The organism is Geobacillus sp. GHH01 (assembly GCF_000336445.1).
In the GTDB taxonomy this organism is placed as follows: Bacteria; Bacillota; Bacilli; order Bacillales; family Anoxybacillaceae; genus Geobacillus; species Geobacillus zalihae.
The window spans coordinates 3,456,842-3,471,384 of sequence record NC_020210.1; the positions used below are offsets into that span (position 1 = coordinate 3,456,842).

General features: G+C 56.4%; 16 protein-coding genes. All 16 read right to left on the minus strand.

Annotated elements, in window-relative coordinates; translation table 11 throughout:
• Positions 1 to 77: 77 nt before the first annotated feature.
• Positions 78 to 1,316 (minus strand): serine hydroxymethyltransferase, encoded by a 1,239-nt coding sequence (glyA, locus tag GHH_RS17095; RefSeq protein ID WP_015376066.1) that lies wholly within the window; start codon positions 1,314 to 1,316, stop codon positions 78 to 80.
• Between the two features lie 92 nt (positions 1,317 to 1,408).
• The gene (locus GHH_RS17100) at positions 1,409 to 1,987 is read right to left on the minus strand and encodes a TIGR01440 family protein (RefSeq protein WP_015376067.1); all 579 of its coding nucleotides are present in this window, start codon (positions 1,985 to 1,987) and stop codon (positions 1,409 to 1,411) included.
• 341 nt (positions 1,988 to 2,328) lie between these two features.
• Positions 2,329 to 2,775 (minus strand): ribose 5-phosphate isomerase B, encoded by a 447-nt coding sequence (gene rpiB, locus GHH_RS17105; protein ID WP_023633289.1) that lies wholly within the window; start codon positions 2,773 to 2,775, stop codon positions 2,329 to 2,331.
• A 95-nt stretch (positions 2,776 to 2,870) separates the two neighbouring features.
• Complete coding sequence (locus tag GHH_RS17110) at positions 2,871 to 4,160, minus strand: methyl-accepting chemotaxis protein (RefSeq protein WP_015376068.1); 1,290 nt, start codon at positions 4,158 to 4,160, stop codon at positions 2,871 to 2,873.
• Positions 4,161 to 4,185: 25 nt separating this feature from the next.
• On the minus strand, positions 4,186 to 4,632 hold the full coding sequence (locus GHH_RS17115) for a low molecular weight protein arginine phosphatase (protein WP_011232840.1): 447 nt from the start codon (positions 4,630 to 4,632) through the stop codon (positions 4,186 to 4,188).
• Positions 4,633 to 4,886: 254 nt separating this feature from the next.
• Positions 4,887 to 5,438 carry a manganese efflux pump MntP family protein gene (locus GHH_RS17120; RefSeq protein ID WP_011232841.1) on the minus strand — a complete coding sequence of 184 codons (552 nt, stop codon included), beginning with the start codon at positions 5,436 to 5,438 and terminating at the stop codon, positions 4,887 to 4,889.
• Positions 5,439 to 5,850: 412 nt separating this feature from the next.
• Entirely contained in the window at positions 5,851 to 6,918 is a 1,068-nt protein-coding gene (locus GHH_RS17125) for an L-threonylcarbamoyladenylate synthase (RefSeq protein WP_013146615.1), read from the minus strand.
• 129 nt (positions 6,919 to 7,047) lie between these two features.
• On the minus strand, positions 7,048 to 7,911 hold the full coding sequence (spoIIR, locus tag GHH_RS17130) for a stage II sporulation protein R (RefSeq protein WP_015376069.1): 864 nt from the start codon (positions 7,909 to 7,911) through the stop codon (positions 7,048 to 7,050).
• Positions 7,912 to 7,970: 59 nt separating this feature from the next.
• A complete protein-coding gene (gene prmC, locus GHH_RS17135; protein WP_015376070.1) occupies positions 7,971 to 8,852 on the minus strand; it encodes a peptide chain release factor N(5)-glutamine methyltransferase in 882 nt (293 codons plus the stop codon).
• A complete protein-coding gene (prfA, locus tag GHH_RS17140; protein ID WP_011232845.1) occupies positions 8,842 to 9,918 on the minus strand; it encodes a peptide chain release factor 1 in 1,077 nt (358 codons plus the stop codon). Before prfA ends, prmC begins: the two co-directional genes overlap by 11 nt.
• Before the next feature lie 95 nt (positions 9,919 to 10,013).
• The gene (locus tag GHH_RS17145) at positions 10,014 to 10,454 is read right to left on the minus strand and encodes a hypothetical protein (protein WP_015376071.1); all 441 of its coding nucleotides are present in this window, start codon (positions 10,452 to 10,454) and stop codon (positions 10,014 to 10,016) included.
• 135 nt (positions 10,455 to 10,589) lie between these two features.
• A complete protein-coding gene (locus GHH_RS17150) occupies positions 10,590 to 10,772 on the minus strand; it encodes a hypothetical protein (protein WP_014196961.1) in 183 nt (60 codons plus the stop codon).
• A 17-nt stretch (positions 10,773 to 10,789) separates the two neighbouring features.
• Entirely contained in the window at positions 10,790 to 11,413 is a 624-nt protein-coding gene (locus tag GHH_RS17155; protein WP_014196962.1) for a thymidine kinase, read from the minus strand.
• Between the two features lie 163 nt (positions 11,414 to 11,576).
• Positions 11,577 to 11,777, minus strand: coding sequence for a 50S ribosomal protein L31 (rpmE, locus tag GHH_RS17160; protein WP_011232848.1), 201 nt, complete (start codon positions 11,775 to 11,777; stop codon positions 11,577 to 11,579).
• Between the two features lie 257 nt (positions 11,778 to 12,034).
• On the minus strand, positions 12,035 to 13,309 hold the full coding sequence (gene rho / locus GHH_RS17165) for a transcription termination factor Rho (protein WP_011232849.1): 1,275 nt from the start codon (positions 13,307 to 13,309) through the stop codon (positions 12,035 to 12,037).
• 252 nt (positions 13,310 to 13,561) lie between these two features.
• Positions 13,562 to 14,524 (minus strand): class II fructose-bisphosphatase, encoded by a 963-nt coding sequence (glpX, locus tag GHH_RS17170; protein WP_011232850.1) that lies wholly within the window; start codon positions 14,522 to 14,524, stop codon positions 13,562 to 13,564.
• Positions 14,525 to 14,543: the final 19 nt, after the last annotated feature.

The window sequence follows — 14,543 nt, forward strand, 5'->3', positions numbered from 1 at the left end:
TGCCGAACGAACGGAAAAAGGCGCACCGCCAAATCCGGAGGCGGTGCACCGTACGGTTTCGGACGAAGCGGCGGCGCTTAGTCTTGATAGAGCGGAAACTTTTCTGTCAAAGCGGCGACGCGTTGGCGCGCTTCCTCAAGCGCTTGTTCGCTGCCGACGTTTTTCAGCACAAGGCCGATGATGGCGGCGATTTCGTCCATCTCTTCCAATCCGAAGCCGCGCGTCGTGACCGCGGCCGTGCCGATGCGGATGCCGCTTGTGACAAACGGGCTTTCCGGATCGTACGGAATCGTGTTTTTGTTGACCGTAATCCCGACCTCATCGAGCACTTTCTCCGCCGTTTTCCCGGTCAGTTGCTGCGGGCGCAAATCGACAAGCAGCAAATGGTTGTCCGTGCCGCCGGAAATGAGGGTGAATCCTTCGTTTTGCAAGGCGGCTGCGAGCCGTTTGGCATTCTCCACGACGCGCTTCGCGTAGACTTTAAAGTCGTCTTGCAGCGCTTCACCGAGCGCGACGGCTTTCGCGGCAATAACATGCATGAGCGGGCCGCCTTGAATGCCAGGGAAAATCGCTTTGTCGATCTGTTTGGCGAACTGCTCTTGGCATAAAATCATCCCGCCGCGCGGACCGCGCAGCGTTTTGTGCGTCGTCGTCGTAACGAAATGGGCGTACGGAACCGGGTTCGGATGAACACCTGCCGCAACAAGACCGGCAATATGGGCCATGTCAACCATTAAATAGGCGCCGACTTCATCGGCAATCTCGCGGAACTTGGCGAAGTCGATGATGCGGGGATAAGCGCTCGCGCCGGCGACGATCAACTTCGGCCGGTGAAGGCGCGCTTTTTCGCGCACGTCGTCATAGTCAATGACATGCGTTTTTGGATCGACGCCGTATTCGACAAAATGGTACTGAATGCCGCTGAAATTGACCGGGCTGCCGTGCGTCAAATGGCCGCCGTGCGACAAGTTCATGCCAAGCACCGTGTCGCCGTGCTCCAAAACAGTGAAATAAACGGCCATGTTCGCCTGCGCCCCCGAGTGCGGCTGGACATTCGCATGTTCCGCTCCGAACAATTGCTTTGCCCGCTCGCGCGCCAACTCTTCGACGATGTCGACATATTCACAACCGCCGTAGTAGCGGCGTCCCGGATAGCCTTCCGCATATTTGTTCGTCAAAACCGACCCTTGCGCTTCCATGACCGCGCGGCTGACAAAGTTTTCCGAGGCGATCAGTTCAATTTTCGCATGCTGCCGCTTCCGCTCTTGCTCAATAGCGGCGAACACTTGCGGATCTTGTTGTGGCAAGTAATTCATCAATAGCTCCCCCTTATGCGAAATCAGTGAATATTCGTTTTTATTTTATCAGCTTCAGCTAGGCAAATTCAAAGAAAAAATGAATGAAACCGCTAGAAAGAACAGGAATCATTCGGATTTTCCAACGAGTAGACCGCTCGGGCGCCGCCGATCAGCTTCGGCCGCGTTTTCGCCAGCGTCACGCACGCCGATCCAATGTGCTTCACCGAAACGCGCACGGGAACGGCAACCGGCTTCAAATGCATGCCGATGAGCGTATGGCCGATGTCAATGCCGGCATCGGCGCGAATCGCCTCGACAACGACCGGGTCAGCGAACGTTCGATAGGCGTAGGCGGCCATCGCCCCACCCGCTTTCGGCACCGGAACGACCGAAACGATCTCCAGCCCGTGAGTTTTGGCGGTTTCCCGTTCGACAACAAGCGCCCGGTTTAAATGTTCACAACATTGAAACGCGAGCGCAATGCCGGTTTCGCGCCGCCACGCGTCAAGCTCGGCAAACAGCATGGCGGCAACGTCCATCGATCCAGCCGTGCCGATCCGCTCGCCAAGCACCTCGCTCGTACTGCAGCCGATCACAACGACATCGCCGCGGCCAAGCGGCGCCTGTTGGCGAAACTCATGCAAGATGGCTTGCCATTGCTGCCGCCATTCGGTCAATCGTGCGTCCATTCCCTTCCCTCCTTCGCACGGTGTGCCCCACACGATCCTTGACGAACACTAGAAGTCTGGTGATGTAACGAAAAATGCGGCTCCATCACGTTGCTTTTCAAATGGAGAAACCTTATACATGCTGCTCTTCCTTCACTTGAGAATCATCCATTTCAAAAAAACGGCTGTTTTTCAATGGCCTTCTAGTATTTTCACCAATGATTCGCGAAAGATGAACAGCGTTTGTTGTGAACATCGCCGAATTCCCAGCCTTTGCGCTGCTGCCCTCATGAAGCTAGACGCCCACACCTTTCGCTTATGGCCCACAGGCCGCATCCGCTCCGATGCGGCCCTGGTTCCGCCTACAAATGCTTGTTTTCATAGTCGGCGATTTTGCCGATTCGCCGCGCATGGCGTCCGCCTTCAAATTCGGTCTCAAGCCATGCCTTGGCGATTTCGCGCGCCAGGCCGGGGCCGATGACGCGCTCCCCCATCGCGAGAATGTTGCTGTCGTTATGCATGCGCGTCAGCTTGGCGCTGTAGACGTCGTGGCAAAGGGCGCAGCGCACCCCTTTCACTTTGTTGGCGGCGATCGTCATGCCGATGCCGGTGCCGCAGATCAAAATGCCGCGATCAAATTCGCCGCGCGCCACTTTTTCAGCGACGGGAAGCGCGTAATCCGGGTAATCGACCGATGTTTCACAATCGCAGCCAAAATCGGTGTACTCGATTCCCATTTCATCCAACAGTGCTTTAATTTCCTCACGAATGCGAATTCCACCATGGTCAGAAGCAATAGCGACTTTCATCACGTTCGGGCGGGGAGCCCTAGGCTTCGCAGTGATAGCGAAAGCCAGGGAGGAATCGCCCTTCCTCCTTTCGATGAATCATATTTGCATGTGCATCAACGGGTGCGGAACCGGGCGACAGCCGCCTGCAATTGTTCGGCCTGTTCAACCAACTCGCCAGCCAGTTTATGCACATCGTTGATCGATGCGGCCTGCTCCTCGGTCGCCGCCGCAACTTCGAGCGCGCCGGCGGACGTCTGCTCAGCAATCGCCGCCACTTCTTGCGTCTGCGCCGCGGCCCGCTCCATATGCCCCATTTGACGCTTCGCCAGCTCAGCGATGTCATGGACGGCGCGGATCACTTCATCAGCTGAGGCCGCCATGGCCGCAATGGCCTCATTCGTGCGCTCCCCTTTCGCCGCCTCAGCGTTGGCAGCAGCCACCTGCTTGTCCATTTGCGCCACCACACGGGCGACTTCATTTTGAATGTTGCCGACCAGTTCCGCGATTTTCTTGACCGCCTTGGCGCTCTCATCAGCCAGCTTGCGCACTTCCTCAGCGACGACGGCAAACCCCCGGCCGTGCTCGCCGGCGCGGGCTGCCTCAATGGAAGCATTGAGCGCAAGCAAGTTCGTCTGTTCAGCGATGTCCGCGACAAGCAACGTAATGTTGCCGATTTGATTGGCGTGTGCTTCGAGCTGCTTGACAGCCGCCCGCGACCGTTCTTGATCGTCAGCCAGCTGATCGATGCCGCTGACAAGCGAATGGATGATATCGCGGCTTGCCTTCAGCGTTTCGGCCATCCCATATACCGACTGTTCCGCACGCTCGGCTGTTTCTTTTACTTGTACTGCGATGGCGAGCACATCCTCGGCCGCCGCAGCCGCCTCTTGAATCGCCTCGGCCGAAGACGCCGCCCCTTTGGAAATGTCGTCAATGGTCGCTGCAATATCGCGTGCACGGTTTGACGCTGTTTCGGACGCCTGCCTCATTTCCGCCGTCTTTTCAGTCGTGCGCGCTGCGCTCTCTTCCACATTGGCGACGACTGCGCGCAAATGGCCGAGCATCCGGTTGAACGCGACAGCCAGCGAGCGAATTTCGTCATGGGAAGAGGGCAGCGGAACATCCTCATCGATATGCCCTTCCGTCGCCTTTGCCGCCGCTTCCTCGAGCCGTTGCAGCGGCCTTGTAATCCAGCCAGCGGCCAAATAGGCAAGCACTCCGGACCAAAAGATGCCAAGGAGCAACACGATCATCGTGAACACGCTTTTGTTCCATGAGGCGAACCACTGATCATACAAAACGTACAAGAAAAAGGCGCTCGTTGAATACGTGATCAGCGCCAACGCTGTCGTAAAGACGACGAGCTTCAGGCGCAAACCGAACCGATGACTTGTCCCCCCCATTTGTGTTCCCCCTCACTTCTTTACCTCATTGTTCTGTTTGCAACTTTTCCGCCAAGCGGTCAATGAGCGTCTCCAGCTCATCGCGCGCCGCCCGGTACACTTCAATCGGCCCGCCGAACGGATCGGCGATGTCGCCGTCTGTTCCCGAGACGAACTGCTTCAACGTAAACGTTTTGTCCTTCGCTTCTGGGAAACGCTCGACGATCATTTCTTTATGGCCGGATGTCATCGCCAGCACGTGCGTCGCCCAGTCGATATGCTCTTTTTTCAGCTGCGAGGAGCGGTGGGCCGCTTCGATTCCTTTTTCCTTCAACACCGTCTTGGCGTGAACCGACGCCTCGCTCCCTTCCGCCGCAAACACGCCGGCCGATTTCACCTCGACGCCTGGCAGCTGCTTATTCTCCAACAATGCAGCGGCCATCGGGCTTCGGCACGTATTGCCCGTGCAGACGAACAAAATGCGGTATGGCATACAACCACCTCTTCACATCAATGACTTACCATCAATATACCATAGGGAAAAGAGCAAAAAAAGGCTCTTCACCACAACATGTACTTGACAAGCAATGCGGTTTCCTGCGTAAGGATAGGCAAAAAGTGCTGATTTTCCCTCACAAGCGTAAATAGGGTATGTTCAGAAAAAATCAAGTACAACTTTTGGTGAAGAGCCGCAAAAAAAGCAGGCAGTCCGCTTTTTTCCACTGAAGGAAAACCGCCTGCCGCCGTTTATAGAAAAAGCAGCTTGAGCCCGAACGCCAGCAAAATGCTGCCGCCGAGCGCTTCGCTGTAAGAACCGAGCCATTGCTGAAAATGGCGGCCGACAAAAAGCCCAACCCATGTCAGCACCATGCTGAACAGACCAAACAGCAAAATCGTCACCATCGTCCGCGCTCCGAAAATGCCGAGGCTCAGCCCGACGGAAAAGCTGTCTAGGCTGACGCTGAACGCAAAAAAAAGCAACCCCACCCCACGCGGAAACAGCGGTGAGCCATCGTCCCTCCGGAACGAGGCGATGATCATTTGCCCGCCAAGCCATAACAGCAGCGCCCCGCCCGCGTATGTCGCGACACTTCCGAACTCGCGCGACAGCAGGCGGCCGACCGCCATGCCAGCAAGCGGCATGAGAATATGAAACAAGCCGATCGTCAACCCGATATAAAACATTTGCCGCAGCCGGAGGCGCAACAGCCCCATTCCTAAAGCGACTGAAAACGCGTCCATGCCCAGCGCCAGCGCCATCATTGACAGCGCGATGATTTCGCCGATGAATGCGCCCATGTTTCTTCCCTCCCGGACCGGCCTTATTGCTAAACATATGCACGTCCAGGGCAGTTTAGAAGCAGAGCGGGCAGCCAATGGGCGCCGCCTGATTGACGGGCGGACGGAAAAGAAAAAACCGGTCCACAACAGACCGGTTTCGCGCTTGGAAACGGCATCCCCCAAATCCTCTAGTTGCCATTTGAACCTTACCGTTTGCAGAGCCGTTTTCTCGACTATCGCACGACCGAACAACGCCGCTTCCAAACCCATACATGGATCTGTGAAGCGCGTTTCCGTTCGGTCTTCCGTCACGCCAAGGCGCGACGAAGAAGCCTGCGGCTTGCCTCCGACCGTCAAAAAATAGACAAGCTGCTTTTTCGACCAGGATACGTGAAACTTGTTCACTGCATCTATACAGACGGCCGTCCTTTCATTTCCGCTGTTCGCTGATGGCGCGTCCGCCGGCTGCTTTGCGGAGCCGGTTCATGATCGCCGCGCCGATTCCTTCTTCCGGAAACGCCTCGCTGTAAATGAGATCGACGTTCGTTTCATCAAATCGGCGCAGCGTGTCGTACAGCCGGCTCGCGACCGTCTCAAGCGCCTGGCGCGTTCCGCACGGCAGCACGACATCGGCCGCATACTGATCCCGGTTCTCCTCGGTCGTCAACACGCCGACCGTTTTCCCTTCCGCCCGGCTTTCATCGACAAGCCGCTGCAAAAACGCGGGCGGGCCGGCGACGATCCAAAGCGGCGCTTTCGGCGCATAATGCGTATATTTCATCCCCGGCGCTTTCGGCGCCGCCTCGTCATCCACAGCAGCGGCCTCTTCAACGCGGCCGATCGCTTCAATAAGCGCCTCTTTCGTCACTCCTCCCGGGCGCAAAATCGTCGGCACGCCCCCACTGCAATCGAGCACCGTCGATTCAACGCCCACGCCGGTCGGCCCGCCGTCGATCACCCCGGCGATCCGCCCGTCTAAATCGGCAAGCACGTGCGCCGCCGTCGTCGGACTCGGCCTTCCTGACCGATTCGCGCTCGGGGCGGCCAACGCCAAGCCGCTCGCCTCGATCAACGCCAGCGCCAGCGGGTGATCCGGCATGCGCACCGCCACCGTCGGCAGCCCGGCCGTCACCCGTTCAGACACCGCTTTGGCCCGTTTTGGCAATACTAACGTGAGCGGCCCCGGCCAAAACCGCTCCATCAACGTTTTCGCCATCGGTGGGATCGAGGCGGCTACCGCCTCCGCTTGGGCCATGCTGGCGACATGAACGATGAGCGGATTGTCGCTCGGCCGCCCTTTGGCGGCGAAAATTTTTTCCACCGCGGCTGTATTGGCCGCATCAGCCCCCAACCCGTACACCGTTTCCGTCGGGAATGCGATAACTTCCCCGGCCCGCAGCCATTCAACCGCCTCTCGTATTTGTGGATAAACTTGCTGTTTATCAACAATATTATCCACAACCCAAACACGCGTTTTCAATCGTTTCACCTTCTCCATCGCCGTGATTCGCCTTGAAAATGGCGGCTTTTTTTACAAGCGTCAGATCGCCGCCCGATGCCTTTCCACAGTTATACACAAATTGTGAATAAACTTGTTATTTTTGTGGATAACTTTGTGGATAGATGCTTATGGAATGAGATGGCTGAGCCACTCTTTGAAGAAAAATTTGACTTCCACCGGCTGTTCCGGCTCGGCCATGACGACGAAGGACGATTCTTGATCATCAGTGTGCCCTTTGTCCTTCTCGCCATCCGCATGGATGGACGAAGCGGCGCGATCTTCGGTTTCCGCCATCGCACCCCTCTCCTCTTTCGGTTCGTCCCGCTCGATGGCCTGCTCGCCGCTTCGCATCGCCTCAGCTTCCGCTTCGGCCGACTCGCTGTTCTGCTTCGACCCGGCTTCCATTGACCGGACGCTCCCAGCCGACACCGGTTCATTCGTTCCGGCAGGCGATCGGTTCGCCGCCATCATGACGGCATCGCTGTTGGAAAAATCGAGAAAACAAAGCGGCGGGAACAGAACGCACCACCAGTTTGCTCCTTTTCCTTCCCCAAGCGTGATCAGCACGGCATCATAGATGCCAGCCGGATATACGTAGTTGCCGTACACTTTCGTCGGAAAATGAACCGGGCCAAACTCCACTTTGTACGTTTGATCGCTTTGTTCATCGCGCAACACGCGGGCGACCGTCCGCTCGATGTCCGGCAGGTGAGAGCGGATGACGCGCTTTGCTTCCTCAAACGAAGTGAGTTCGGCCACCCAGCCGTTGATTTGCGCATTGACCGCATCACGCACTTTTCGCTTCAATTGTTGGTCTTCATCGGCGTCGCTGTTGGCTAAAATGCGCAGGCGGATTGCCTCATCAGGGATGGCGACCGCCGCGTTCGCCCCGGCGTCCGTCTTGTGGCCGTACAGCTCGACGAGTACGCCTGTCGTTAATAGAATGATATATAAACATATGGCAATGGCATTTCCTTTGATGGTCATCATCGGCACCGTCCTTTCACCTTTCATTGTGGACGGCGCCGCTCGTTTTTAAACCTATCAATCTAACACGTTTTCCCGTTTTTCGGCCGCGTCATGTACACCATCCGGTCTTTGCCGTTGAGGTCAAAATCGACTTCCACTTCGGCTTCTGGAAACGCTGCGGCCAAGAGCGCCGCCACTGCTTCCCCTTGCCCGGCGCCGACTTCAAAAGCGGCAAGCGCCGGCGCGCCGAGCACAAGCGGCAACTCGCGGGCGAAGCGGCGGTAAAAATCGAGCCCATCGCGGCCGCCAAAGAGCGCCGTGTGCGGCTCATAGTTTTTGACGACCGGGGAAAGCATAGCGGCGTCCGTCTCTGGAATGTACGGTGGATTGGAAACGACGACATCGACCGTCCACCCCATGGCCATGATCGGCTGCAGCAAATCGCCGCACAAAAATGAAACGTTCGCCCCGAGCCGCCGGGCGTTTTCACGGGCGACCGCGAGCGCCGCTTCGGAAATATCGGTTGCGGTCACCGACAACGCTTTGTTCTCCAGCGCCAATGTCACGGCGATCGCCCCGCTGCCAGTGCCGACGTCAACGACATCGATCCGCTTCCGACCAGCAAATAGACGCGGCACCCGCTTTAGGACGCCAAGCACCAGTTCTTCCGTTTCCGGGCGCGGGATTAACACATGGCGATTGACAAGAAACAACCGGCCGTAAAACGATTCATAGCCGATCAAATATTGAATCGGCACATGATCCACCGCATGGCGGCGCACATCGGCCGCAAATCGTTCATATACCGCTTCGTCGACCGGCTCGCGCCAACGGGCGAACAGCCCGGCCCGATCGGTGCGCAAATGGTGGCACAATAGCCACTCCGCCGCCCGCTCCTCTTTTCCGTGGGCGCGCAAAAAAGAAGAAGCCCAGGCGAGGACTTCATGTACGTTACGACGCATCGTTCGCTTGCTCCAATTTTTTCGCTTGGTCGTCCAAAATGAGCGCCTCGATGATTTCATCCAAATGCCCATCGAGCACTTGATCGAGCTTTTGGATCGTCAGTCCGATGCGGTGGTCGGTGACGCGGTTTTGCGGGAAGTTGTACGTGCGAATGCGTTCAGAACGATCGCCGGTGCCGACAGCTTGCTTGCGCGTTTGGTCGTATTCAGCGCGCGCTTCTTGCTGGTATTTGTCGTAAATGCGGGCGCGCAATACTTTCATCGCTTTTTCTTTGTTTTTGATTTGCGATTTTTCGTCTTGGCACGTGACGACAATGCCGGTCGGAATATGGGTGAGGCGCACGGCCGACATCGTCGTGTTGACGCTTTGCCCACCCGGTCCGCTTGAGGCGAACGTGTCGACGCGAATGTCTTTTTCATTGATTTCGACTTCGATTTCTTCCATCTCCGGCAGGCAGGCGACCGTCGCCGTCGACGTATGGATGCGCCCGCCTGACTCCGTTTCCGGGACGCGCTGGACGCGGTGCGCGCCGTTTTCAAACTTCAGCTTTGAATACGCCCCTTTGCCGTTGATCATAAAAATGATTTCTTTATAGCCGCCGAGGCCGGTCGGGCTCGCTTCGATCACTTCCGTCTTCCACCCTTGCGATTCCGCATAGCGCGTATACATCCGGTACAAGTCGCCGGCAAACAGCGCCGCCTCTTCGCCGCCGGCGGCCGCGCGGATTTCCATAATGACGTTTTTCTCATCGTTCGGATCTTTCGGCAAAAGCAACACTTTCAGCTTTTCAACGAGCGCCTCTTCCCGTTCTTCCAGCTCGCCGATTTCCTCTTTCACCATCTCGCGCAGCTCCGGCTCCAGCTTTTCTTCGAGCATCGCTTTCGCTTCGGCCAGCTGCTCGCGAACCGATTTGTATTCGCGGTACGTTTGCACCGTTTCTTCCAAATCCGCCTGCTCTTTCGAATAATCGCGCAGCTTTTTCGGATCGTTGATGACGTCGGGGTCCATCAACAGTTCATTGAGCTTTTCATACCGTTGCTCCACAGCTTCCAACCGATCAAACACATCATTCACCTCTGTTTTTCCCACACAGTCTAATTTTAGATTATAGCATGAAATGAAGCCAAACAAAAACCCCCGCTTTTGGCAAGCGGGAGCTCTCAGTTGACGCGCACGATGACCTCGTATGTCGGGATTGCTTTTGTCAGCAGCTTGTCAATGCGTTGCGCCTCGCGCTGCCGCTCCTCGTCAGACAGCTCTTCCGGTGCATCAACGGTCACATACATATTGCCGCCGTGAAACCAGATGGAGTCGGCGTGGTAATCGGTGTACCGCTCGATGAGTTGTGCTGCCTTGCGCGTATCGGCGCGCTGGTTTTCGCTTCCTTCGGTCAAGCTGATAAAATTCGGGTTTTGCCGCACGTTTTCCGGATCGTCGAAGTTGTTGTACAAGTCTCTGTCAGCGTCGATCTTCGGCCGCCCGTCCGTCATCAGCCGCGCGCCGTTTTTGTCCTCGCTTTGCTGGCGGTAGGACGGATGATCCGGAGCGAGCGAACAGGCCGAAAGCAGGAAGATCATTCCTAACAGCCAGATGCGTCTCATCCTTTTTCGCCTCCTTAGCTGTTAGGATGTCCATGATCGCCCGTCAATGATACACGGCAAGCCATAAATCTTTCTGCCATCATTCGTCTATTTTGCGGCGAACGAACAAAAGGGGCAGCCTAGTCAAGCGAACGATCAATGATGAACGAGCCGCATGCCAAACGCTTTTTCCTCCCATAGCGAATGGACGCACGAGACGGGCGAGAATGATGGCGCCGCTTCCGCCCTTCTCGGTCGGCGAAACATACGAATATGCACCGTTTCCATCAACGATGGCTGCGCTTCGCCACTTGGCCGATGAAAGCGGCCAAACAACATCAGTGACCGCCTCACCATCACTCACCCGTATGTCCAGCAAGCGGGCGGTTGTATCGCTTTTTCGGTTTGCCAGGCACTTCATGGTGATGGCGGCAGCGAGGCTCGTACGCCTCGCTGGCGCCGACGAGAATCACCGGATCGTCATAAGAGGCGGGCGCACCGTTAATGAGCCGCTGCGTCCGGCTGGCCGGGGAACCGCATACCGTGCAAACCGCCTGCAGCTTCGTCACCGACTCAGCGATCGCCATCAGCGCCGGCACGGGGCCAAACGGTTCGCCGCGAAAATCTTGGTCGAGCCCCGCGGCGATGACGCGGTAGCCGCAATCAGCGAGCGTTTGCACCACATCGATGATGTCGTCGGAAAAAAACTGTATTTCATCGATGGCGACGACGTCGGTGGCGGCGGAAATGTAGCGGAACATTTCCGCCGGCGTCGCGACCGGAATGGCGATCACCGAATTGCCGTTGTGCGACACGACTGCGTCTTCGCTATAACGATTGTCGATCGTCGGTTTGAACACTTTCACTTCCTGCTTGGCAAACTGAGCGCGGCGGACGCGGCGAATCAATTCTTCTGATTTGCCGGAAAACATGCATCCACAAATGAGCTCAAGCCAGCCGGACTGCGTCATCACGTACATCGGGGCCTCTCCTTTCACACAACACTGTCCTCAAACCATCGGCCGCTCCTTGCCGTCTGCCATCGCAACGATCAGCGGGATCAGCTTGATAAGCAACCGGCCTTCCATCTGCTCTCACGAAAAAGCAGGCAAGTTTCGCTTGCCTGCTTTCGTCACGTCCTTGTTACTTAAGGCCGTATTTTTTATTGAATTTATCCACGCGGCCCGCTGCCGTAACAAATTTTTGTTTGCCCGTGAAGAACGGATGGCATTCCGAGCAAATCTCCACGCGCAGCTCGTCTTTGACCGAACCGCTTTCGAATTCGTTGCCGCATGCGCAACGGACGATGACTTTTTTGTACTCTGGATGGATGCCTTGTTTCATCGTTTTCATCTCCTTCCGCCCTGTATCTTATCGAAACAGAGTGATTCGTAGCATGGAACGCTTCATGCTTATGCGCGCCCGCCCGTTTGGCAAGGCGCAGCGCATGGAACAGCTGGGACTCCACCGAAGCGAACCCAGCCGGTGCAAATCACGGATCGCACAAACCAAAAGGCGATAGCCAAAACACACATGTTAAGATTATAACAGCTTTTCTGTCAGTTTGCAACGGGCGATTCGCGGCAAATTCCGCCAACTGCCTACAGACGGGGCGGGCCGCCCTGTTTCCACTCCTGATCGAGCAAGGCGAAAAACTCTTCGTTTGACTTCGTCCGGCGCAATTTGTTCAAAAACCGCTCGATAAAGTCGGGCGAATCGGCCATCGTTTTGCGGATCGCCCACAGCTTTTCCAAATGTTCTTTCGGGATGAGCAGCTCCTCTTTGCGCGTTCCCGAGCGGCGAATGTCAATCGCCGGAAAAATGCGGCGCTCGGCGAGCGAGCGGTCAAGATGGAGCTCCATGTTGCCGGTGCCTTTAAATTCCTCGTAAATGACGTCATCCATGCGCGACCCGGTGTCAATGAGGGCGGTCGCCAAAATCGTCAAGCTGCCGCCTTCTTCGATGTTGCGCGCCGCGCCGAAAAACCGCTTCGGGCGATGAAACGCCGCTGGGTCGATCCCTCCTGAGAGCGTGCGTCCGCTCGGCGGAATGACCAAGTTGTACGCCCGGGCGAGGCGGGTGATGCTGTCCATTAAAATGACGACGTCACGCTTATGCTCAACTAATCGCATCGCCCGTTCTAAGACAAGCTCGGCCACTTTAATATGGTTTTCCGGCACCTCATCAAACGTCGAGCTGACGACATCGCCTTGCACCGACCGCTCGATGTCGGTCACTTCTTCCGGCCGTTCGTCAATGAGCAAGACGATCAACTCGACATCCGGGTGGTTTGTGGTGATGCTGTTGGCAATTTCCTTCAGCAGCATCGTCTTGCCAGCTTTCGGCGGCGCGACGATCAACCCGCGCTGGCCAAAGCCGACGGGAGCGATCAAGTCGATGATGCGGGTCGACAGCTTGTCCGGCGTTGTCTCCAGCTTCATTTGCCGATTCGGGTAAAGCGGCGTCAACGCTGGAAAGTGAACGCGCTCCTTGGCGACTTCCGGGTCTTCGCCGTTGACCGCTTCGACATGAAGCAAGCCGAAGTAGCGTTCATTTTCTTTCGGCGGCCGCACTTTGCCGGATACTTTATCCCCGTTGCGCAAATCAAAACGGCGGATTTGGGAAGCGGAAATGTAAATGTCTTCCGAGCTCGGGGAATAGTTGATCGGGCGCAAAAAGCCGAATCCTTCCGACGGAATGATTTCGAGGATGCCTTCCATGAAAAAGAGGCCGTCTTGTTCGGCACGCGCTTTCAAAATCGCAAAAATAAGCTCCTTTTTCGTCAACTTGCTGTAGTATGAAATTTTGTATTGCTTGGCGAGCTCATACAGCTCCTTCAATTTCATGTTTTCTAGTGCTGCTAACGTTAATTCCATCTTGACACCACACTTTGCAAATTTTCCTATTCTCCCATCGTTCGTGTTCGGACGTATTGGTCATCAATTCGACAGGCGAAGGGATTCATTTCGAAGATGATGAAGGCTGAAATGAAATAAAGAAGTAGAATGGCAGAGCTTATTTTTGCATAAGCAACACGACTATTTTACCCTTTTTTCTTCTTTTTAATCAATATTTTTTTGTTTTTCCGAGCCAGGCGCGGCTCCGGCGCCCGGCCGGATGGTAGGATATCATTTGATGACTAAGTTCGGTTTTTTCTTCAAACTGTGCCGCCCTTCGATGAAGCGGACCGTGCCGGACTTGGCCCGCATGACGACGGAGTGGGTGAGGCCGTACGCCCCTTTCAGCCGCACGCCGCGCAACAGCTCGCCGTCGGTGACGCCGGTGGCGGCAAAAATCGCGTCGTCTCCTTTCACCAAATCGTCCATGCGCAGCACTTTGTTGACGTCAATGCCCATTTGTTTGCACCGCTCGACTTCATCGTCGTTTTGCGGCAGCAGCTTCCCTTGCAGTTCGCCGCCAAGGCATTTCAACGCGACCGCGGCGAGCACTCCTTCCGGCGCGCCGCCCGAGCCGAACAAAATGTCAACGCCGGTATGGTCAAACGCCGTGTTAATGGCGGCGGCGACATCGCCGTCATTGATGAGCTTAATGCGGGCGCCGGCTTCACGCAGCTCATGAATGAGACGCTCATGGCGCGGACGGTTGAGAACAACCGCGACGACGTCTTCAATATCTTTGTTTTTCGCCTTCGCCACCGCCTTTAAATTGTCGATGATCGGCGCCTCAATGTCAATCATCCCGACCGCTTCCGGCCCGACGGCGATTTTCTCCATGTACATGTCCGGCGCGTGAAGCAGATGACCGTGGTCAGCGACAGCGACGACAGCCAAGGCGTTCCATCCCCCGGAAGCGACGATGTTCGTCCCTTCAAGCGGGTCGACAGCGACATCGACGCGTGGGCCATAGCCGTTGCCGAGCTTTTCCCCGATATACAGCATCGGCGCTTCGTCCATTTCCCCTTCGCCGATGACGACGGTGCCTTTCATCGGCACGGTGTCAAACACGTCGCGCATCGCCGACGTCGCGGCGTCATCAGCCTCATTCTTTTTCCCGCGCCCCATCCAGCGGGCGGCGGCAAGCGCCGCCGCTTCGGTGACGCGCACGAGTTCCATCGATAAGCTTCGTTCCATCGTCGTTCTCCCCTTCCCC

Excerpts from the sequence above, each read along its gene's own strand:
- glyA (WP_015376066.1), bottom strand. The coding sequence starts at position 1,316 with ATGAATTACTTGCCACAACAAGATCCGCAAGTGTTCGCCGCTATTGAG.
- GHH_RS17100 (WP_015376067.1), bottom strand. The coding sequence starts at position 1,987 with ATGGACGCACGATTGACCGAATGGCGGCAGCAATGGCAAGCCATCTTG.
- rpiB (WP_023633289.1), bottom strand. The coding sequence starts at position 2,775 with ATGAAAGTCGCTATTGCTTCTGACCATGGTGGAATTCGCATTCGTGAG.
- GHH_RS17110 (WP_015376068.1), bottom strand. The coding sequence starts at position 4,160 with ATGGGGGGGACAAGTCATCGGTTCGGTTTGCGCCTGAAGCTCGTCGTC.
- GHH_RS17115 (WP_011232840.1), bottom strand. The coding sequence starts at position 4,632 with ATGCCATACCGCATTTTGTTCGTCTGCACGGGCAATACGTGCCGAAGC.
- GHH_RS17120 (WP_011232841.1), bottom strand. The coding sequence starts at position 5,438 with ATGGGCGCATTCATCGGCGAAATCATCGCGCTGTCAATGATGGCGCTG.
- GHH_RS17125 (WP_013146615.1), bottom strand. The coding sequence starts at position 6,918 with ATGGAGAAGGTGAAACGATTGAAAACGCGTGTTTGGGTTGTGGATAAT.
- spoIIR (WP_015376069.1), bottom strand. The coding sequence starts at position 7,911 with ATGATGACCATCAAAGGAAATGCCATTGCCATATGTTTATATATCATT.
- prmC (WP_015376070.1), bottom strand. The coding sequence starts at position 8,852 with ATGCGTCGTAACGTACATGAAGTCCTCGCCTGGGCTTCTTCTTTTTTG.
- GHH_RS17145 (WP_015376071.1), bottom strand. The coding sequence starts at position 10,454 with ATGAGACGCATCTGGCTGTTAGGAATGATCTTCCTGCTTTCGGCCTGT.
- GHH_RS17150 (WP_014196961.1), bottom strand. The coding sequence starts at position 10,772 with ATGTTGTTTGGCCGCTTTCATCGGCCAAGTGGCGAAGCGCAGCCATCG.
- GHH_RS17155 (WP_014196962.1), bottom strand. The coding sequence starts at position 11,413 with ATGTACGTGATGACGCAGTCCGGCTGGCTTGAGCTCATTTGTGGATGC.
- rpmE (WP_011232848.1), bottom strand. The coding sequence starts at position 11,777 with ATGAAACAAGGCATCCATCCAGAGTACAAAAAAGTCATCGTCCGTTGC.
- rho (WP_011232849.1), bottom strand. The coding sequence starts at position 13,309 with ATGGAATTAACGTTAGCAGCACTAGAAAACATGAAATTGAAGGAGCTG.
- glpX (WP_011232850.1), bottom strand. The coding sequence starts at position 14,524 with ATGGAACGAAGCTTATCGATGGAACTCGTGCGCGTCACCGAAGCGGCG.